Source organism: Cellulomonas fimi, from assembly GCF_028583725.1.
GTDB lineage: Bacteria > Actinomycetota > Actinomycetes > Actinomycetales > Cellulomonadaceae > Cellulomonas > Cellulomonas fimi_B.
The window spans coordinates 4166108-4184569 of the sequence record NZ_CP110680.1; the positions used below are offsets into that span (position 1 = coordinate 4166108).

The 18462-nt window shown below is 74.6% G+C and carries 17 protein-coding genes; 8 read left to right on the plus strand and 9 right to left on the minus strand.

The features are described from left to right. Positions 1–63: 63 nt before the first annotated feature. From OOT42_RS18830 to OOT42_RS18855, 6 genes are all read right to left on the minus strand, one after another. Positions 64–999: a hypothetical protein gene (locus OOT42_RS18830; protein ID WP_273652683.1), complete on the minus strand. Its 936-nt coding sequence runs from the start codon at positions 997–999 to the stop codon at positions 64–66. A gap of 176 nt (positions 1000–1175) precedes the next feature. Continuing rightward, positions 1176–1739: a DinB family protein gene (locus OOT42_RS18835; RefSeq protein WP_273652684.1), complete on the minus strand. Its 564-nt coding sequence runs from the start codon at positions 1737–1739 to the stop codon at positions 1176–1178. Between the two features lie 88 nt (positions 1740–1827). After that, complete coding sequence (locus tag OOT42_RS18840) at positions 1828–2217, minus strand: DUF779 domain-containing protein (RefSeq protein WP_273652685.1); 390 nt, start codon at positions 2215–2217, stop codon at positions 1828–1830. 140 nt (positions 2218–2357) lie between these two features. After that, positions 2358–3881, minus strand: coding sequence for an acetaldehyde dehydrogenase ExaC (gene exaC, locus OOT42_RS18845; protein ID WP_273652686.1), 1524 nt, complete (start codon positions 3879–3881; stop codon positions 2358–2360). Between the two features lie 237 nt (positions 3882–4118). Next, entirely contained in the window at positions 4119–5399 is a 1281-nt protein-coding gene (locus tag OOT42_RS18850) for a transcriptional regulator (RefSeq protein WP_273652687.1), read from the minus strand. Between the two features lie 363 nt (positions 5400–5762). After that, positions 5763–6257 (minus strand): hypothetical protein, encoded by a 495-nt coding sequence (locus OOT42_RS18855; protein WP_273652688.1) that lies wholly within the window; start codon positions 6255–6257, stop codon positions 5763–5765. A gap of 293 nt (positions 6258–6550) precedes the next feature. Here OOT42_RS18855 and OOT42_RS18860 point away from each other — a divergent pair, with 293 nt between their 5' ends. From OOT42_RS18860 to OOT42_RS18870, 3 genes are all read left to right on the plus strand, one after another. Further along, complete coding sequence (locus tag OOT42_RS18860; RefSeq protein WP_273652689.1) at positions 6551–7645, plus strand: hypothetical protein; 1095 nt, start codon at positions 6551–6553, stop codon at positions 7643–7645. 53 nt (positions 7646–7698) lie between these two features. Continuing rightward, entirely contained in the window at positions 7699–8304 is a 606-nt protein-coding gene (locus OOT42_RS18865; protein ID WP_273652690.1) for a TetR/AcrR family transcriptional regulator, read from the plus strand. Positions 8305–8527: 223 nt separating this feature from the next. Next, complete coding sequence (locus tag OOT42_RS18870) at positions 8528–9595, plus strand: methyltransferase domain-containing protein (protein ID WP_273652691.1); 1068 nt, start codon at positions 8528–8530, stop codon at positions 9593–9595. Here OOT42_RS18870 and OOT42_RS18875 read toward each other — a convergent pair. Together OOT42_RS18875 and OOT42_RS18880 are read right to left on the minus strand one after the other, a co-directional pair. Beyond that, the gene (locus OOT42_RS18875) at positions 9574–10677 is read right to left on the minus strand and encodes a 1-acyl-sn-glycerol-3-phosphate acyltransferase (RefSeq protein ID WP_273652692.1); all 1104 of its coding nucleotides are present in this window, start codon (positions 10675–10677) and stop codon (positions 9574–9576) included. The genes OOT42_RS18870 and OOT42_RS18875 overlap by 22 nt on opposite strands. Next, positions 10674–11495 (minus strand): patatin-like phospholipase family protein, encoded by an 822-nt coding sequence (locus OOT42_RS18880; protein WP_273652693.1) that lies wholly within the window; start codon positions 11493–11495, stop codon positions 10674–10676. Before OOT42_RS18880 ends, OOT42_RS18875 begins: the two co-directional genes overlap by 4 nt. A gap of 227 nt (positions 11496–11722) precedes the next feature. On the opposite strand from OOT42_RS18880, the gene OOT42_RS18885 reads away from it, so the two are divergent. From OOT42_RS18885 to OOT42_RS18905, 5 genes are all read left to right on the plus strand, one after another. Then, a complete protein-coding gene (locus OOT42_RS18885; protein ID WP_273652694.1) occupies positions 11723–12793 on the plus strand; it encodes a lytic polysaccharide monooxygenase auxiliary activity family 9 protein in 1071 nt (356 codons plus the stop codon). 208 nt (positions 12794–13001) lie between these two features. Then, positions 13002–13166, plus strand: a complete 165-nt coding sequence (locus OOT42_RS18890; protein WP_273652695.1) for a hypothetical protein — start codon at positions 13002–13004, stop codon at positions 13164–13166. A gap of 99 nt (positions 13167–13265) precedes the next feature. Continuing rightward, on the plus strand, positions 13266–14465 hold the full coding sequence (locus tag OOT42_RS18895) for a recombinase family protein (protein WP_273652696.1): 1200 nt from the start codon (positions 13266–13268) through the stop codon (positions 14463–14465). Continuing rightward, positions 14465–14935, plus strand: coding sequence for a hypothetical protein (locus OOT42_RS18900; RefSeq protein ID WP_273652697.1), 471 nt, complete (start codon positions 14465–14467; stop codon positions 14933–14935). Before OOT42_RS18895 ends, OOT42_RS18900 begins: the two co-directional genes overlap by 1 nt. A 55-nt stretch (positions 14936–14990) precedes the next feature. Next, complete coding sequence (locus OOT42_RS18905; protein WP_273652698.1) at positions 14991–16904, plus strand: NHL domain-containing thioredoxin family protein; 1914 nt, start codon at positions 14991–14993, stop codon at positions 16902–16904. Positions 16905–16916: 12 nt separating this feature from the next. Here OOT42_RS18905 and OOT42_RS18910 read toward each other — a convergent pair whose 3' ends face one another. Next, on the minus strand, positions 16917–18353 hold the full coding sequence (locus tag OOT42_RS18910) for a GGDEF domain-containing protein (RefSeq protein ID WP_273652699.1): 1437 nt from the start codon (positions 18351–18353) through the stop codon (positions 16917–16919). Positions 18354–18462 lie beyond the last annotated feature (109 nt).

Genomic DNA, 18462 nt, shown 5'->3' on the forward strand with positions numbered 1-18462 from the left:
CGGCTCGGACGAGCACGTGTCCGCGACGCTCTGGCGCCCGGTGGCCGTCCGCCGGTGGTCGCGTCAGCGCAGGTCGCGGCCGCGCTCGGCGAGCTCCTCGGGCGGGACGACGAACCCGCCGCTGTCGACGACCGTCCCGCCCGCGACCCGCCACAGCGTCGCCGCGACCCGCGCGACGGACGGCGTCACGCGCGACCGCGCGATGAGGTGGAGTTGCGACGGCTGCTCGGCGAGCAGCTGGGTGCCGTCGGGCGGCTGCCACGCGACGTGGTACGCCCACGTGCCGTACTGGCGCTGGTCGACGGTCGACAGCACGAGCGGCACCTCGCGGGCGCGCGCGGCGCGGATCGTCACGGCGCCGTCGTACTCGAAGCCCGCGGTGACGGAGAACGGCTGGGCCGTCGGGTCCGCCGCGGACGGGGGCGCGAGGTCGGCCGGCCCGATGCGCGCGCCCGCGAGCGCGGGCCGGACCAGCGGGACCACGTCGGGCGGGGCCAGCGGCAGGGACGACCAGAGCGTGAGGTCGACGGCGGCGGCGGGGTCGGGGGCGACGACACGCGAGCCGTCGGCGGGCAGGACGGCGCCGCCGACGCGGCGGGCGGCGGCGACCGTCCACCCCTCCGCGAGGTCGTGCCGGGTCGCGGCCCCGACGGCGCCGGTCTCCTCCGGGTCGTCGCCCGTGCCCAGCGTCCACGCGTCGAGCTCGCGCGCACCGAGCCCGAGCGCGCGGGCGACGGCCTCGTCGAGCCGGACGGGCCCGGCGGTGGCGTCGAGCCGGAGCAGTCCCGTCGTGGGCCGGGGGGCCTCGACGACGATGCCGCGGAACCGCGCGCCGGTGGGCCGGGCGGAGGCGGGGCGCTCGCCGGGGTCGAGCGGCCGGCGCTCCCACGTCGCGCCGGGGAACCACGCGGCGGCGAGCGGGCGCACGTCGGTGCCGGCGGGGAGCACCAGGACGTGCCGGCCGACGAGCGGCGCGGGGACGACCTCGGCCAGGATCATGGGCGGACCGTACCCCGGGATTGCTGCGGGCAGGTTTCGGCGTGGTGTCGGACGCGGCGAGTCCCCGGGACACGCCGGACGTGCAGGTCAGCGCCTAATCGCTTCACGTGTCCACATCGGGGCAACCCTTTGCACACCGCTGTGGACAGACCCTGTGGACAAAAGTTGCGGCGGGGTCAGGCGCGCACGTCGTGCAGGTGGTGCACGACGTCGTGCACGAAGTACTGGCCGAGCGTGCGGACGGTGAACACCGAGCCGTTCGACCGGCGACCGGGACGCTCCACCTGCTCCTCGCGCACCGCGTCGAACCGGTCCGCGATCACGTCGGCGGCGTCGGCGAGCTCGTCCGCGACGACGACCGGGTCCTGCAGGTCGTACCGGTCCTCGAGCGCGGTCGCGTCCTGGTCCCAGTTCTCGAACAGCGGGTCGTCCTGCTCGAGCATGAGCTGCAGCCGGCCGTCGAACACCCGCAGCACGTCGCGCACGTGTGCCCCGTACTCCAGCACGCTCCACACGTGCGGCGCGGGCCGGACGCGCGCGTCCTCGCGGTTGAGCGCCGAGATCCAGCGCGGGGTCAGGTCGCGGACGGTGCCGCCGATCGCGTGCACGTCGACGTCCGCGGCGGAGAACCCGCACTCGGGGCACGGCTCGCGCAGCACCCACGTCCAGTCCTTGGTGTCCGGCTCGATCGCCGGGGCGGGCTGGGCGTCGGCGGGTTCGGTCGTCGGCTCGCTCGTCATGCCCGCACGCTAGACGCTCCGCGTCGCCGTGTCGCCGTCGGGTCCACACCTGTCGGTGGCTCGACGCCGCGTGTCCGTCGCGGGCGCCTCAGACCACCCCCGCGGCGTGCAGCTCCTCGTACTCGGCGTCCGTCAGCACGCGTGACCGCAGCAGGAACCGCACACCCTCGGGCGCCTCGAGCGAGAACCCCGCGCCGCGGCCCGGCACCAGGTCGATCGTCAGGTGCGTGTGCTTCCAGTACTCGTACTGCGCGCGCGTCATCCACACCGGCACGGCCGCCCCGTCGCCCAGGTCGAGGTCGCCGAGGTGCACGTCGACGTCGCCCGTGATGAGGTCGCCCGCCGGGTAGCACATCGGCGACGACCCGTCGCAGCACCCGCCCGACTGGTGGATCATCAGCTCGCCGTGCTGCGCGCGCAGCGTCCGCAGCATGTCGAGCGCGGCGTCGGTGGCCGCGACCCGCTCCGGCAGTCCCATCTCGCCTCCTCCCCCGCCCGGCGACGACCGGTCCCCCGGCCGGCCGCCGTCGGGCGGCGTCGCCCGTCGTCCCGCGGTGAGCCCGACGGCCGCGGCGGAAGCTCCCCTCCGAACCTCCGCCGCGACCGCGTGCCCGCCCGTCAGAACAGCCCGAGCGACTCCTGCGTGTAGGACACCAGGAGGTTCTTCGTCTGCTGGTAGTGGTCCAGCATCATCTTGTGGTTCTCGCGGCCGACGCCCGAGCCCTTGTAGCCGCCGAACGCCGCCGCCGCGGGGTACGCGTGGTAGCAGTTCGTCCAGACGCGGCCCGCCTCGATGTCACGACCGGCGCGGTACTGGATCGCCGCCTCGCGGGACCAGACGCCGGCACCGAGGCCGTACAGGGTGTCGTTGGCGATCGAGATCGCGTCCTCGTAGTCCGAGAACGCCGTCACCGCCACGACCGGGCCGAAGATCTCCTCCTGGAAGACCCGCATGGAGTTCTTCCCCTCGAAGATCGTCGGCGTCACGTAGTACCCGCCCGACAGGTCGCCCGCCAGCTCCGCCCGGTGCCCGCCCGTCACCACCCGCGCCCCCTCCGCGCGGCCGATGTCCAGGTAGGACAGGATCTTCTCGAGCTGGTCGTTCGACGCCTGCGCGCCGACCTGCGTGTCGGTGTCGAGCGGGTCGCCCTGGCGGAGGTTCTCCGTGCGGGCCTTCGCGGCCTCCAGGAACTCGTCGTAGATCGACTCCTGGATGAGCGCGCGCGACGGGCACGTGCACACCTCGCCCTGGTTGAGCGCGAACATCGCGAAGCCCTCGAGCGCCTTCTCGTAGAAGCCGTCCTTCTCGCGCGCGACGTCCTCGAAGAAGATGTTCGGGCTCTTGCCGCCGAGCTCGAGCGTCACCGGGATGATGTTCTGGCTCGCGTACTGCATGATCAGGCGGCCCGTCGTGGTCTCGCCCGTGAACGCGACCTTGCGGACCCGCGGCGACGACGCGAGCGGCTTGCCCGCCTCGACCCCGAACCCGTTGACGACGTTGACGACCCCCGCCGGGAGCAGGTCCCCGATCAGCTCCATGAGCAGCAGGATCGACGCGGGCGTCTGCTCGGCCGGCTTGAGCACCACGGCGTTGCCCGCCGCGAGCGCCGGGGCGAGCTTCCACGTCGCCATGAGGATCGGGAAGTTCCACGGGATGATCTGCGCGACCACGCCCAGCGGCTCGTGGAAGTGGTAGGCGATCGTGTCGCCGTCGATCTCCGAGATCGACCCCTCCTGCGCGCGGATCGCGCCCGCGAAGTAGCGGAAGTGGTCGATGGCCAGCGGGATGTCGAACGCGAGCGTCTCGCGCACCGGCTTGCCGTTCTCCCACGCCTCGGCCGCCGCGAGCATCTCGAGGTTCTGCTCCATGCGGTCCGCGATCTTGTTGAGGATGACGGCCCGCTCCGTCGCGGTCGTCCTCCCCCACGAGCGCGCGGCGCCGTGCGCGGCGTCGAGCGCACGCTCGATGTCGTCGGCGTCGCCCCGGCCGACCTCGGTGAACGTCCGGCCCGTCACCGGGCTGGGGTTCTCGAAGTAGCGGCCCGACGCGGGCGCGACGAACTCGCCGCCGATCCAGTGGTCGTAGCGGTCGCGGTAGGAGATGAGGCTGCCGGGCTGTCCCGGCGGCGCGTAGACGGTCATCACGCCTCCCTGGCGGGGTCCGCGGGCGAAGGCTTGTGGCGCGCCCGGGGTCGCGGCGTCGTTGCCCCGACACGCCCACGCTAGGCACGGCGCGTTGCAGGACCGTTGCACCGCCGCGGGCGGTCAGGAGGTCGTCGACCCGGTGCTTGCTACCGGGACATCGGCGAGTCCGGTCACCACACCCGGGTCGCCGTGCGCGAGGGCGGGCGACACGGGTGGGGAGGCGGCAGTAGGACGTCAGCCGGCGCGGTCGGTGAGGCGGCGGGCCAGGAGGTCGAGGCGGCCGCGGGCCTGGACGTGCGCGGGCGTGCCGCGCGGCGCGAGGACCGCGAGCCGCTGCCACGCCTGCCAGTCGTCGGCACCGTCGTCGGACGACACCCACCGCGACACCGCACCCTCCTCGGGGCTGGCCAGCACGGCGGCCCGCAGGTCGGCGCGCAGGTCCTCGCGGATGCGCTCGACGCCGGGCGCGACGGACCGCGGCAGGACGACGCCGGGGTGGTTGGCGAGCGCGGCGACGACGTCCCCGACCTCGAGCAGCCCGCGCACGGTGTCGGCGTCGGAACGGACCGGCACGGTCAGCCGGTAGGGGCGCGACGACGACAGGAGGGGTCCGACGACGCGTCGCAGCCGTGACACCTCGGCCCGGACGGTGACGTCGGACAGCACGTCGTCGGAGAGCTGCACGGCGAGCTCGTCGGCCGTGAGCCCCGCGGGGTGCTGGGCGAGGAGCAGCAGGATCTCGGCGTGCCGCAGCGTGAGGCGCACGTCGCGGCCGTCGAGGTGGAGCGTCGGGACGGCCGGGCCGAGGACACGCAGCCGCGCGCCCGCTGCGGACCGGGGGCCGCCCGTGATGGCGGTGACGGCGCGCTCGGACGGCAGCTGGAGCACGGGGGCGACGGCGGTGCGCGCGAGCTCCGCCTCGACGGCCGCGACGGTGGCCCGGACCAGCGACATCATCACGGCGGTCGCGACGACGGGCCCGCCGGTCACGTCGAGCACGCCGAGCACCTGCCCGGACGGGGCGCGCACGGGCGCCGCCGTGCAGTTCCACGGGTGCACCGTGCGCGCGTAGTGCTCCGTCCCGACGACCTGCGCGGGCCGCTCGGTGACGAGCGCGACGCCCGGTGCGTTCGTGCCGGCACGGTCCTCGCTCCACACGGCGCCCTCGACGAACCCCACGCCCTCGACCCTGCGGCGCACGTCCCGGTCGCCCTCGACCCACAGCAGCCGGCCCGCGTCGTCGGTGAGCGCGGTGATCCACCCCGCGCCGGCGCCGGGACGGACCAGGAGGTCGCGGACCACGGGCATCGCGGCGGCGAGCGGGTGCGCGCGGCGGTAGGACGTGAGGGTGCGCCCGGCCATGTCGACGGGCGGCGCGGGGACCTCGGGATCGACGCCGCTGCGCGCGCTGCGCCGCCACGAGTCCGCGACGAGGCGTCGGACGTGCTGCCCGGCGAGCCGCCCGGTCGTGACGAAGTGCTCGTGGGCGACACGCACGGAGTCGTGCTGCGACATGACTCTCCCCTCGACCCATCGCCGAGCACCGGCCCCCCGTGACCTCCGAGTGTACGAATCGTCCTGCTTCCGCGCGCGGAGGTCCGCAGAAGGATCGGCGCGTCGCGTACGTGGCGGCACCGCCGCGGCTCCTTCCGGTCGGGCGACGGACGCCCGGGACGCCGGTGCGCCCCCGCGCCGCGAGGGCAGCATCGCGTTCCCTTTGGTGCACAGCCCGTGGGCAGGGGGCGGCCGCGCGGCTAGCCTGACGAGGGTCGAGGGAGACGCAATGGCCGAGCGCATCTGCGACGTGTGCGGCGCCGTGAACCCGGCGACGGCCGAGTTCTGCCGGGTGTGCGACACCTACTTCGGCTGGGACGGCGGTCAGGCGCCGACCGGCGCGACGGGCGCGCCCGCGTCCGGCTCGGCACCCCCGGGGGCGACGACCGCCACGGCCGCCCCGACGAGCACGTCGTCCACGACCGCCGCGTCGGGCGGGTCGGCCGCCGCGGGCCTGCGCCCGGAGGAGCGCGCACAGGTGCCCGTGGTGTCGCCCGAGCAGGCCGCGGTCGTCGTCACGGCGGACGCGCCCGGCACGTTCACGCTGTCGCTGAAGAACGCGTCCCCGGTGGTCGACGGGATGGTCGTGCACGCGCTCGCGCCGCCGTCGTGGCTGGTCGCGACGCACGACGACGCGAACCTCATGCCGGGCGAGGCGCGCACCGTCACGGTGACGCTCGCCGCCCGGCCGGGCGAGGCGCTCGTCGCCCAGGAGCTCGACCTGCCGATGGCGGTGCGGTCGTCGCTCGACCCGGCGAAGGCGGCGCCGGTCGCCGTCCGGGTGACGGTCCCGCCGTACGGTCCGCCGGCGACGCTCACCAGCCGCCCGCACCTGATCCAGCTGGAGGACGCGACCGAGGGGTCGTTCACCGTCACGCTCGACAACCGCGCGTCCAACCACCCGCGGCACTACGCGCTGACCGTGCAGGACGACGAGGACGTCGTGCGCGCCTCCGTGGTGCCGCCGTCGGTGGACGTCCCGGCGCTCGGCACGGCCGACGTCCGCGTCCGGTTCACCGCGCCCGCCCCCGACGCCGGACGCGAGGCCACCCGGCAGCTCGACGCTCTCGGGGTCGGACGACGACGGGCCCGTCTCGACGACGGTGACCGTCGTGCTGCGCACGGCCGCCGTGGAGGAGCCGGAGCCGTTCACGGTGCGGCTCGAGCCGAGCCACCTGCACGTCGTCGGGACGGACACGGGCGCGTTCGACGTGATCGTCGACAACCGGGCGGACGACGACGGGCTGCCCGTCGAGGTCGCCGGCCGCGACCCGCAGCGGCTCGTCGCGTTCTCGTTCGGGCACGACCGGTTCGTGGTGCCGGGCGGTCGGGCGACACGGGTGCACGCGCTGCTGCGGACGACCGCGCCCGCACCGGGCACGTCGGCGTCGCGGCCGTTCTCGGTGGTGGTGTCGGACGGGCGGCGCGAGGTGGAGGCGACGGGTCTGGTCGACGTGAGCGCGCCGGCGGACCCGATCACGACGGCCCGTCTCCAGGTGCATCCCGCGACGCTGTCGACGCAGGCCCGGCGCGGGGTGTTCGCGGTCGACGTGGACAACCGCGCCGGGGCGTCGCCGCTGACGGTGCGCCTGTCGGCGAGCGACGAGCTCGGGCAGGCGCGGTTCGCGTTCTCGCCGGGACAGGTGACCGTGGCGCCGGGCCAGGTGGCGCGCGTGCAGCTCGCGGTCGACGCTCCCCTGCCCGACGGCGGGACGTCGAGGTCGCGCGCGGTGACCGTGGTCGCGAGCGACGCCGCGGGGTCGGTCGAGGGTCGCGCGACGCTCACGCAGAGCGCCCGGGACTGGCGGCCCGTCGCGAAGCGGTGGCTGGTCTGGCTCGGCGCGATCGCGATGATCGCGGGTGCGCTGCTGCCGTGGCTCGACGGTCAGGTGGTGGACCTCGAGCTGGTGGTGACCGAGGCCGCGTCGGGCGACGAGGTGGCGATCAGCATCGCGGCGGCGGTCGCGGCGACGCTGCTGGTCGCGCTTCTCGCGCTCGTCATGCTGCTCGGCCTGACCGGCACGGGGAAGCAGATTCGGCGGTCGGCGATCCTCGCGGCGCTGCTCGGGATCGGGGCACTGATCGCCCAGGGGCAGTTCCGGGTGGACGACGCGTTCGTCGTGACGAACGGCGTGCCGCTGATCCTCGTCGGCGCCGTCCTCGGGTTCGTCGGGGGCGTGCTCGCGCGGCCGCGCGCGCAGGGCTGACCGGCAGGCGGGCGCGGGCGCGGGTTTCTGACAGAACGTGAGACGATGTCACCATGCCCAAGATCATCGGCGGGTCGCTGCACGAGCACCGCGAGCAGACGCGCAGCAAGCTCTTCGCCGCGCTGTCCGCCCTCATGGCCGAGCGCGGCTTCGACGCCATCACGCTCGCCGAGATCGCGCAGGCCGCCGGCGTCGGACGCACCGCCGTCTACAACCACTTCCCCGACAAGGAGGCGCTGCTGCTCGGGTTCATCACCCACGAGACCGAGCAGTACACCGCCACCCTGCAGCGCTCGCTCGACGACATCGAGGACCCCGTCGAGCAGCTGCGCACCTACGTCCGCCAGCAGGCGTCGCTGACGCGCGTCTACCACGTCGCCCCCGGGCCCGAGCTGCGCTCCGTGCTGTCCCGGAGCGCGCAGCAGCGGGTCCGCGAGCACGTCGTCGTCGTCGAGCAGATCCTGCGGCGCATCCTCGCCGCGGGTATCGAGACGGGCGTCTTCCCCGACCAGGACGTCGACACGATCGTGCCGCTCGTCAACGCGTGCCTCTCCGGCCGCGGCGTGCCCGAGCGCGGCGCCGAGCGCGAGCGCGCGATCGAGCAGACCGAGACGTTCGTGCTGCGCGCGGTCGGCGCCCTCACGCCCGTCCCCGCCTGACGTGCCGCACGACGCAGGCCGACCCGGCAGACGCCCCGGGCCGGGCGGGCGAGGTCGTCCCGGTCGCGGCGGGCAGCGTCCCGACGACCAGCGCCCCGACCGCCGCGACCGGCGGGGCGAGCAGCCCGCGTCCCGACCGGCGCGTGACCGGCGGACGCAGCCCGCACCCGCCCGTCCAGCGGGGACTCTCGTCGAGCTCACGTACCTCGACGGTCTCCGCGACGTGCTGCTCGACGAGGCCGTCCAGGTCCTCGCGCCGCGACGCGCGCCCGTCGACGTCGCCGGACGCGACGACGCGCTCGCCGTCCGGGTCGACGGCCCGCTCGCCGACGTGCTCCGGCTGCGCACCGCCGTCGCCGCGTACGTGTCGCTGCACTTCGACGTCCCCCGACCGCGGTCGCTGACCAGCGGCGACCACCTCGCGCGGATCGTCGACGCCGTCTACGCGTCGCTGCGGGTGGCCGGCTCGTCGTCGTTCCGGTTCGAGGCGGCGGGCGCCGACTCCGCGGTGTTCGCGCGCCTCGCCGACCTGGTCCACGAGGCGACCGGCCTGCAGCACGACGCGGCGGACGGTCAGCTGGTCATCCGCGTCCGTCGTGGCGCCCGGACTCCCGACCGCACCGCCGACCGCACCGCCGGCCGTCCGACCGGCCGCTCCGCGAGCCGCGCGACCGACGTCGACCCCGGCTGGGACGTGCTCGTCCGCGTCGGGCCACGCCCGCTGTCCGCCCGGACGTGGCGCGTGGTCGACTACCCCGGCGCGCTCAACGCGACGATCGCCGCGGCGATGGTCCGACTCGGCGAGGTCCGGGACGAGGACCGCGTGCTCAACCTCATGTGCGGCTCGGGCACGCTGCTCGTCGAGCGCCTGCTCGCGGGCCCGGCCGCGTCCGCCGTGGGCGTCGACGTCTCCCCTGACGCCCTCGACGCGGCCCGCGCCAACCTCGCCGCCGCACGCGTCCGCGCGACGCTCACCACCGCGGACGTCCTCACGGCCACGCCCGGCGACGACGGCGCGTGGGCGGCCGCCGGGTTCGACCTCGTGCTCGTCGACCCGCCGTGGAGCGGGTTGCACGGCGACCACGCCTCGGCGGTGGACGTCCACGCCGGGGTGCTCCGGGCGGCCCGCGCGGCCGCCGCCCCCGGGGCGCGGTGCGTCGTCGTGACGCACGAGGTCAAGGTCATGGAGCGCTGCCTGCGGGACGCGTCCGCTCTGTGGTCCGTCCGCGAGACGCTCCGGGTGTTCGCCAAGGGCCACCACCCGCGCGTCTACGTGCTCGACGCCGCCTGACCGCCCACCGGCGTCCCGCCCGCCGGTGCCGCACCGCCGCCGGGCGTCCCGTCGGACGGCGGCTCGTGCGCCTCGATCCACTCGTCGATGCGCAGCCACGACGCGAACAGCCACTCCTCGGCGGTGTCCCGGTCGCGCGGCACGTCCGCGGGCGCGACGCTCCACCCCTTCATGACGATGCGCTTGTCCATGGGCAGCTCACGCCAGATGTCGTGCACGGTGACGAGCCGGTCGAGGCCGGTGTGGCCGACGAACACGACGCCCGCGTCGGGCGCCTCGTCGAGGGCCGACAGCACGCCACCGGCGTGCGGTGCCATCACGTTCGTCATCTGCTCGGCCTGCACGGCGAGCTCGGCGCGACCGTCGCGGCGCAGCGCGTCGATGCGGGCGCGCCGCCGCCGCGGCGTGAAGTTGCCACCCTCGGGGAAGATCACGAGCGCACCGCGCGGACCGAGCCCCTCGGCGAGGTCGCCGACGGCCGCGGCCAGGCCGGGCGCACCGTGACGGCGGGCCTTGCGCGGGGTGATGAACTGCGTGGGCAGACGGTTGAGCAGCACGTCGATCGCGGGGTCCCACTGCAGCGTGTCCTTGAGGACGATCCGCGGCTCACGGTCGAACCAGTTGAGCAGCGCGTGGACCAGGATGAACGAGTCCCCCGGGCCGGCGTGCCGGCTCGCGACGACGATCGGCTGCCCGGTCAGGACCGTCCCGAGGTCGGCGTCGACGATGTCGATGCGCAGCCGCAGCGTCCACCGCACCTGCCAGAACAGGACCTGCAGCATGCGCCGGGCCAGCCGGTAGTGCGCGCGCTCGTACGACGGCCGGTGGATCGCCCACCCGAACCCCGACCCGATCCACAGCCCGAGGAGCGCGACCAGGCAGACGGCGTCCCACAGGACGTAGAAGCTCGCCATCCACAGCGCGCGCGGCACGCGCAGCCGCCCGGGCAGCGCCCACGTCACGGCCCCGAGCACCAGCAGGACGAGCATGAGGCTCGTGGGGACGAGCAGCACCGCGACGGCGACGACCGCCGGCGCGAGCACGATCCGTCGGACCCACCGCGGCGGCAGCCGCCAGGTCATGACCGGGCCGCCAGGTACGCGCGCGTCGCCTCGCGGGCGGCGTCGATGCGTCGACGGGTCGCGTCCATCCGCCGGTACGACCCGAGCCGCTCGTCGCCCGGCGCCGGCCCGCCGCTGGGCAGGACGTGCACCGTGACGCCGTCGGGCACCCGCTCGATCTCGCGCGTGAAGCGGTGCCGGCGCGCGATCTCGAAGCTCACGCGCGCCACCTCGCTCGGCTTCTCCGGCACCACGACCGCCTCCTCGATCCGTCCGACCTGGAGCACGTACACCGTCGTCGCACCGCGGTCCACGGCCTCGCCGAGCGGGATGGAGTTCACGATGCCGCCGTCGACGTAGTGCTCGTCGCCGATCGTGGTCGGGGGCAGGATGCCCGGGACGGACGACGACGCGAGCACCGCCGGGATGACGGGCCCGTGGTCGAACCACTGCTCCGCGGTCCGCTCGATGCTCGCCGCGGCGACCGCGAGCGGCACCGTGAGGTCCTCGAACGCGAGGTCGGCGCCCAGCATGTCCTCGAGCAGCGCGCGCAGCGGCGCGGGGTCGTTGAGGTGCGTGCGCGACCGCGCGAGGCGGCGCAGCTGCTTCGGCCAGGAGTCGCCGTAGACGGCCGACGCGGCCGGTGACGCCCACGCCTCGACGAGCCGCTCGACGACCGCGGGCGTCGGGTCCGCGGCGACGGCCGCACCGTTGATCGCCCCGATCGACGTGCCGACGACGGTGTCGGGCCGGATGCCCGCCTCGAACAGCGCCTGGAGCATGCCGACCTGCACGGCGCCCCGCACGCCGCCGCCGCCCAGCACGAACCCGACCGTCATGAGCGGATCGTGGCACACCCCGTGCCCGGTGGCCCGGGGAAGGTGCGGCGCGCGTCCGTGCACGTCCCGCTGTCGAAACTGCGACGCGAATCGCTTCAGACGGTGGCCCGAAAGGGCAGCGCGTCCGCAGGGTGGAGCCCCTAGGGGGACGCGACCTCGGCGGGCGGCAGCGAGGCCGGTGCCGGGACGCGCTCACGGGGGCCGTCCCGCATCGAGAGGAGACCCGCATGACCGTCCGTGCACGCCCACGCACGCTCTTCGCCGCCCTCGCGGCGGTCGCGGTGGCCATCGGCGCCGCCGTCGTCACGTCCGCACCCGCCTCCGCCCACGGCTCCGTCACCGACCCGCCCACCCGGAACTACCGGTGCTGGGAGGTCTGGGGCTCGGACCACCTCAACACGAACATGAAGAACGTCGACCCCATGTGCTGGGGCGCGTACCAGCACGACCCGAACGCCATGTGGAACTGGAACGGCCTGTACCGCGAGAACGTCGGCGGCCGGCACGAGGCCGTCATCCCGAACGGGCAGCTCTGCTCGGGCGGGCAGACCTTCTCGCCGCGGTACGACTACCTCGACACGCCCGGCCCGTGGGTCGCCAAGAACGTCCCGACGAAGTTCCAGCTCACGCTGACCGACGGCGCGAAGCACGGCGCCGACTACCTGCGCATCTACGTCTCCAAGCCGGGCTACGACCCGACGAAGGAGGCCCTCGGCTGGGACGACATCACGCTCGTCAAGGAGACCGGCCGCTACCCGACGACGGGGCTCTACCAGACCGACGTCGACCTGACCGGCTACAGCGGCCGCGCGGTCCTGTTCACGATCTGGCAGGCCAGCCACCTCGACCAGCCGTACTACCTGTGCTCCGACATCAACATCGGCGGCACGAGCACCCCGACGCCGACCGTGACCCCGACGCCGACGGTCACGCCGACGCCGACCGTCACGCCGACGCCCACGGTCACGCCGACGCCGACCGTCACGCCGACCCCGACGCCCACGCACACCTCGGGCCCGGGCACCTGCACCGCGACCGTGAAGGTCGTCAACTCGTGGAGCTCGGGCTTCGTCGGTGAGGTCACCGTCAAGGCCGGGTCGAGCGCGATCACCGGGTGGCACACGTCGATCGGCGGCACGACCGTCCAGCAGGCGTGGAGCAGCACCCTGTCCGCGGCGAACACGCTGACCAGCGTCGACTGGAACAGCAAGCTGCCCGCGGGCGGCACCGCCACCGCCGGCTTCATCGGCAGCGGCAACGGCCAGGGCGTCACCGCGGTCTCCTGCGGCACGCACTGACCGACCTGACCGACCGCACCACCCGGACGCCCGTCGTCCCGGCCCGTGAGGGTCGGGCGGCGGGCGTCCGTCGTCCCGGCCGGTCGGGGTCGGGCGTCCGTCGTCGGCGGACGGCGTGCGTGGGGGCGTCGGGTCCTTGGTCGACGCCTCGGCGCGCGGCAGGATGAGGCCGTCCGACCCGCCCGCCCGACGACCGACGGAGCGCCCCGTGCCGAGCGAGACCCCCGACCACGAGCCCCCCGCCGACGACCCGTCGGACGCGCACGACGCCGAGCCGCCCGCGCAGTTCTGGCGCCGCCGCGGCTACTGGCTGCTGCTCCTCGTCGCCGCGGTGGTCGCGCTCGGCCTCACGTTCGCGTCCCGCCTCCAGTGACCCCACCCGGGCGCGAGGCCCGCCGAGGCGGCGACTCCCGCGACGAACCAATCCGCACTGCTTGACACGACAAAGAGCGCGCCAGCCAGCATGGCGTGCGTGCTCACCAATGGATCCGCCGCCGAGGCATGCGCCCTGTACCTCCGCAGGTCAGCCCGCAACGACGTCGGTATGAACCGTTCGCTCGAGGAGCAGGAGCTCGAGACCCGCGCCTACGCGGGTCGGCTGGGCCTCACTGTGGTCCGCGTCTACGCGGAACGGGAGGGCGCGAGCGCCTCGATCCAGTCCGACGACGCACGTCCCGCGTGGGACGCAGCGCTCGCGGACCTGCATCGCGGAGCCGACTTTCACACGTTGATCGTCCATGCGCAGAGTCGCTCCACCCGACGAGGCGCTGGGTCCATCGCCCAGCTACTCGACCGCCACGCGCACTCGCCGCGGCGGATCCTGAGCCTCGACGGCATGGACACCGGGGATCCGCGCAAGCGAGCCGGGATGCTGCTGCGCGCAGAGATGGACCGCGATGAGTCGGAGCGGATCTCGGCACGCGTAAGCCGTACCAAGCGATATCGGCGCGCGGAAGGACGGTGGCTAGGCGGTAAGCCGCCTTTCGGACTACGCATCGTCGCAGGTCACCTCGAGCCCGATCCGGTGACACATCCCGTGGCTCGAAGGATTGCCGACGCTCTGCTCGACGGACAGACGCTTTACGGGGTGTGCGCTTGGCTCAATGCCGAACGCATCCCGGCGCCGTCCGATCCGGTATGGCGCGGAGGGGCGCACGAAGGCAGGCGCTGGCGAATCGGCTCGCTTTCGGCTCTCGTCCGGACGCCTGGGTTCGCGGGACTCCAGAGCATCCGCGTGCGCGCTCTCCGGGAGGATGGAACTCCAGAGAGGTGGCCCGCCTCCGCGGAGGTCTTCCTGGACGGAGACGGGGTCCCCGTCTCGGTGGGCACAGGCGTGATCACCCCCGACGAACGCTCTCGCATCCTGAAAGGGCTTGAGCGCCGGACGGCCGTCTCTGGCGGGTCGACTCCCGCTGAGGCCGAGCGCCGCAGCGCACGGTCGTTCTCGCTCCTGCGGGGCTTGCTTCGCTGTGCATCCTGCGGAACGGCCGCGACGGTCGTGGGGGCTGGTCGGCACGCGTCCTACCGTTGCGGTGACGCGGCGCAGGGCCCCGGCCGATGCGATGGGTTCTCGGCCTTGCGGGCGCCACTCGAGGCGCACGTGGCTCGGAGCGTGATGGCGCGTCTGGCCCTGCTTGAGGCCCACGGCGCGCAGATCGGCGCGGCAGGCTGATGTCGCCGGACGACGTCTTGGCCCGCAGAGCGGCGGAACGGCGACTGCTGGACGCGCGCGCTGACGACGACCGCGTCAATGCGCTCGCGCTCATCGGTGTGCTCTCCTACGAGGAGGCGGAGGACGAGCGCGCGACGACGTCCGCTCGGGTCGCCTCGGCCGAGGAACACCCTGCTTGCTTGGTTGCCACAACACCCGACGTCTGCGCGCTCGCTGACCGCGTACGCAGCGATGGCAATTGGGACGAGCTGCCGAACGAGGACCGGCGCCGCCTCATCGGCGTCTTGATAGGGCAGATCGATGTCGTTCGCGGCGTTCGGGGCCGACGCTTCGTCGGACGGGACTGGGTGAGAATCACGTGGCGAGACGCCGAAGCAGTTCCGAAGCCCGGCCCACCGGGGGGCGCCGTGCACGCGTCAGCGGATTCAGGCGAGTACGGCGAGTGGGACAGGCCTCAGGCTGGGCTGTGAGGCCGACCGACTGACGCGCACGACCTGTACTCGGCAGCCTGGGAAACTAGTACACGTGACCGCGACGTCCCCCCGCCTGCCCCGTGTCCGCGCCTCCGAGCTGCAGGGCCGCGGCTGGCTCAATACGGGAGACCGAACACTCGCGCTCGAGGACTTCCGTGGTCGACTGCTGGTTCTGGATTTTTGGACTTTTTGTTGCATCAACTGCCTGCACGTGCTGGACGAGCTGCGGGAGGTCGAGGAGCGGTTCCGCGACGTGCTGGTCGTCGTCGGGGTGCACTCGCCGAAGTTCGTGCACGAGGCCGACCCGGTCGCGCTGGCCGCGGCCGTCGAGCGGTACGAGGTGCACCACCCCGTGCTGGACGACCCCGAGCTCGTCACGTGGTCGGCGTACACGGCGCGCGCGTGGCCGACGCTCGTCGTGATCGACCCCGAGGGGTACGTGGTCGCGCAGATGGCCGGCGAGGGGCACCGCCACAACCTCGAGGTGCTGCTCGCGGACCTCGTCGCCGAGCACGACGCGAAGGGCACGCTGCACCGCGGCGACGGCCCGTACGTGCCGCCCGCGCCGACCGCCGGGACGCTGCGGTTCCCCGCGAAGGCCGTGCCGCTGCCGGGTGGGTCGCTGCTCGTCGCGGACGCGGGACACCACGCGCTGACCGAGGTCGCGGCCGACGGGTCGACGCTGCTGCGGCGCATCGGCTCGGGCGAGCGCGGGCTGCTCGACGGCGGCCCCGACGAGGCGAGGTTCAGCGAGCCGAACGGCCTGGCCCTCGTGCCCGACCACATGCGGGAGGCGCTCGGGTACGACGTGCTCGTCGCCGACACGGTGAACCATGCGCTGCGCGGCGTGCGCCTGGCCGACGGCCGCGTGACGACCGTCGCCGGGACGGGCGAGCAGCTCATGGTCGGCGCGGCCGACAACGTGCGCGGCGGAGGCACCGGTGCGGGCTACGACGGTCCGGCCCGGGACGTGCGGCTCTCGTCGCCGTGGGACGTCGTCTGGTCCGACGCGCTCGGCGCGTTCGTCGTCGCGATGGCCGGAAACCACACGCTGTGGACGTTCGACGGGACGCGGCTGCGGCACGTCGCCGGGACCATGAACGAGGGGCTGCTCGACGGGCCGGGCGCCGACGCGTGGCTCGCGCAGCCGTCGGGGCTGTCCGTCGGGCCCGACGGGCGCGTGTGGGTCGCCGACTCGGAGACGTCCGCGCTGCGCTGGCTCGACCCCGCCGACGGGACGCTGCACACCGCCGTCGGCGAGGGGCTGTTCGACTTCGGTCACCGCGACGGGCGGGCCGACCAGGCACGGATGCAGCACCCGCTCGGGGTCGCCGCGCTGCCCGACGGGTCCGTCCTCGTCGCCGACACCTACAACGGCGCGGTCCGGCGCTACGTGCCGCCGCCCACCGGCGAGCCCGCGGGGGCCGGCGAGGTGACGACCGTCGCGCGCGACCTCGCCGAGCCGAGCGGCCTCGTCGTGCTCGCCGGTGCCGGGGCGGGCGACGGCGCGCTCGACGTGCTCGTCGTCGAGTCGGCCGCGCACCGGGTCACGCGCGTGGCGCTCCCCGCGGGCGCGGGGCAGGTCGTGGACGGCGGTGCGCACCGCACGCAGCGGCCCGTGACCGACCTCGCGCCCGGGGAGGTGCTGCTCGACGTCGTGTTCACGCCCGCCGCCGGGCAGAAGTACGACGACCGGTACGGCCCGTCGACGCGCCTGCAGGTGTCGTCGACGCCGCCCGGGCTGCTGCTCGACGGCTCAGGGGACGACGTGCCGCTGACCCGCACGCTGCGCCTCGACCCGACGGTCGGCGAGGGTGTGCTGCACGTGACCGCGCACGCGGCGTCGTGCGACGCCGACCCGGCCGTCGAGTACCCGGCGTGCCACCTCAACGCGCAGGACTGGGGTGTGCCGGTCCGCGTCGTCGAGGGCGCACCTGCGACGCTCACCCTCCCCCTGCACGGCTGACGCCGCGGCGGGTCAGGAGGCGCCGAGGATCGCGACGGCGACCAGCGCGTCGAGGGAGGTGTCGAGGACCTCGCCCGTCGCGGCCGTCGCGGAGACGCCGATCTCGACGACCCACGGGCCGTGCTCGACGACGGTCGTGAGCGACTCGGCCTGCGTCAGGTCGACGGGCGCGCCGCCGCGCGCGACCGCCGAGGCCGCCGCGTCGGAGGGTTCCCCAGGGCGTCGCATGAGGACCGCCCACCCGGCGCCGCCCAGCGTCTCGGTGGCCGCGGCCGCGAGCGCGCACAGCCGCGGGACGATGCCGGACTGCGCGGCGACGATCGCGGCGGACCCGGCGACGACGACGCGCTCCGCGGTGACGGCGGGGTCGGCGGTCGTCGGTGCGGCGGCCCGCAGCGCGCGCGCCCGCGCCCGCTTGGCCCGGTACTGCGCCATGTCGGCCTGCCGGAACAGGTGCCGGGCGGACGTCGCGCCGGTCACGGCGGTCGTCGCGATGCCGTAGGAGATCGCCGCGCCGTGCGGCAGCGGGAACTCGGCGATCGTCGCCGCGAGGACCTCCGCGACCTCGACGCGGCGCCGCCCGACCGTCACGAGGCAGAACTCGTCGCCGCCGATGCGGGCGGCCGTCGTGCCGGGCAGCGCGTCGGCCGCACGTCGGAGCACGTCGGCGACGGACCGCAGCAGGTCGTCGCCGGTGTCGTGGCCGAGCTCGTCGTTGACGCGCTTGAGGCCGTCGACGTCGCACATGACGATGCACGTCTCCTGGCCGGACTCGAGGGCGGCCTCGGCGGCGGCATCCGCGACACGTCGGTTCGCGAGGCCGGTCAGCGGGTCGTCCGCGACGAGGTGCCGGACCTGGCCCTCGAGGTCGACCCGCGCGATCGCGCCGCCGAGCAGCGCACCGAGCACCTCGGCACGCGCGAGGTCGTCGACGCCGAACAGCGGCGACCCGAGCTCGCGCATCGCGTAGAGCTGACCCCAGACGGCGCCGTTGACGACGATCGCCGCCGCGAGCGCGGTCGCGCCCCCGATCTCGCGCAGCGACTGCACCTCGACCGCGTCGCCGGCCCCGTCGTCGGTGCCCGTGACGGGTCGACCGGTGACGTCCACGGCGTGCGCGACCCAGCTGACGCGGTCACGGATGAGCCGGCGCAGCGCGGGGCGGTCGTCGGCGCGGTACGAGGCGCGGACGCGCCACACCAGGCGCGGGTCGGCGGGCTCGGGCTGCACGCGGACCACGCGCGCGGTGTCCTGCTCGATGCGGAGCACGGCGAACGAGCTCGCACCGAGCACCTCGACGCCGACGGAGGTCGCGACCTCGACGACGTCGTCCAGGGTGCGGCAGCGGTCGAACCGGTGGGCGGCGGTCGCCAGCCCCCGCACGCCGACGAGCGCCGCAGCGGACCGATGGTCCCTGCGGGTCCCCTCGGCGGTCCCCCGGCGCGTCACGCGCCCATCATCGTCCCTCGGACACCTGTCCGAACAGTTGAGGGCATGAGAGGTCCATGAGATCACCCCGGCCCCGCGTCGTTCCGGGCCGCCCGCCCGTCCGGTGCGA

Bases quoted from the DNA above. Each gene is read 5' to 3' on its own strand.
- OOT42_RS18830 (WP_273652683.1), bottom strand. From the start codon at position 999: ATGATCCTGGCCGAGGTCGTCCCCGCGCCGCTCGTCGGCCGGCACGTC.
- OOT42_RS18835 (WP_273652684.1), bottom strand. From the start codon at position 1,739: ATGACGAGCGAGCCGACGACCGAACCCGCCGACGCCCAGCCCGCCCCG.
- OOT42_RS18840 (WP_273652685.1), bottom strand. From the start codon at position 2,217: ATGGGACTGCCGGAGCGGGTCGCGGCCACCGACGCCGCGCTCGACATG.
- exaC (WP_273652686.1), bottom strand. From the start codon at position 3,881: ATGACCGTCTACGCGCCGCCGGGACAGCCCGGCAGCCTCATCTCCTAC.
- OOT42_RS18850 (WP_273652687.1), bottom strand. From the start codon at position 5,399: ATGTCGCAGCACGACTCCGTGCGTGTCGCCCACGAGCACTTCGTCACG.
- OOT42_RS18865 (WP_273652690.1), top strand. From the start codon at position 7,699: ATGCCCAAGATCATCGGCGGGTCGCTGCACGAGCACCGCGAGCAGACG.
- OOT42_RS18875 (WP_273652692.1), bottom strand. From the start codon at position 10,677: ATGACCTGGCGGCTGCCGCCGCGGTGGGTCCGACGGATCGTGCTCGCG.
- OOT42_RS18880 (WP_273652693.1), bottom strand. From the start codon at position 11,495: ATGACGGTCGGGTTCGTGCTGGGCGGCGGCGGCGTGCGGGGCGCCGTG.
- OOT42_RS18885 (WP_273652694.1), top strand. From the start codon at position 11,723: ATGACCGTCCGTGCACGCCCACGCACGCTCTTCGCCGCCCTCGCGGCG.
- OOT42_RS18900 (WP_273652697.1), top strand. From the start codon at position 14,465: ATGTCGCCGGACGACGTCTTGGCCCGCAGAGCGGCGGAACGGCGACTG.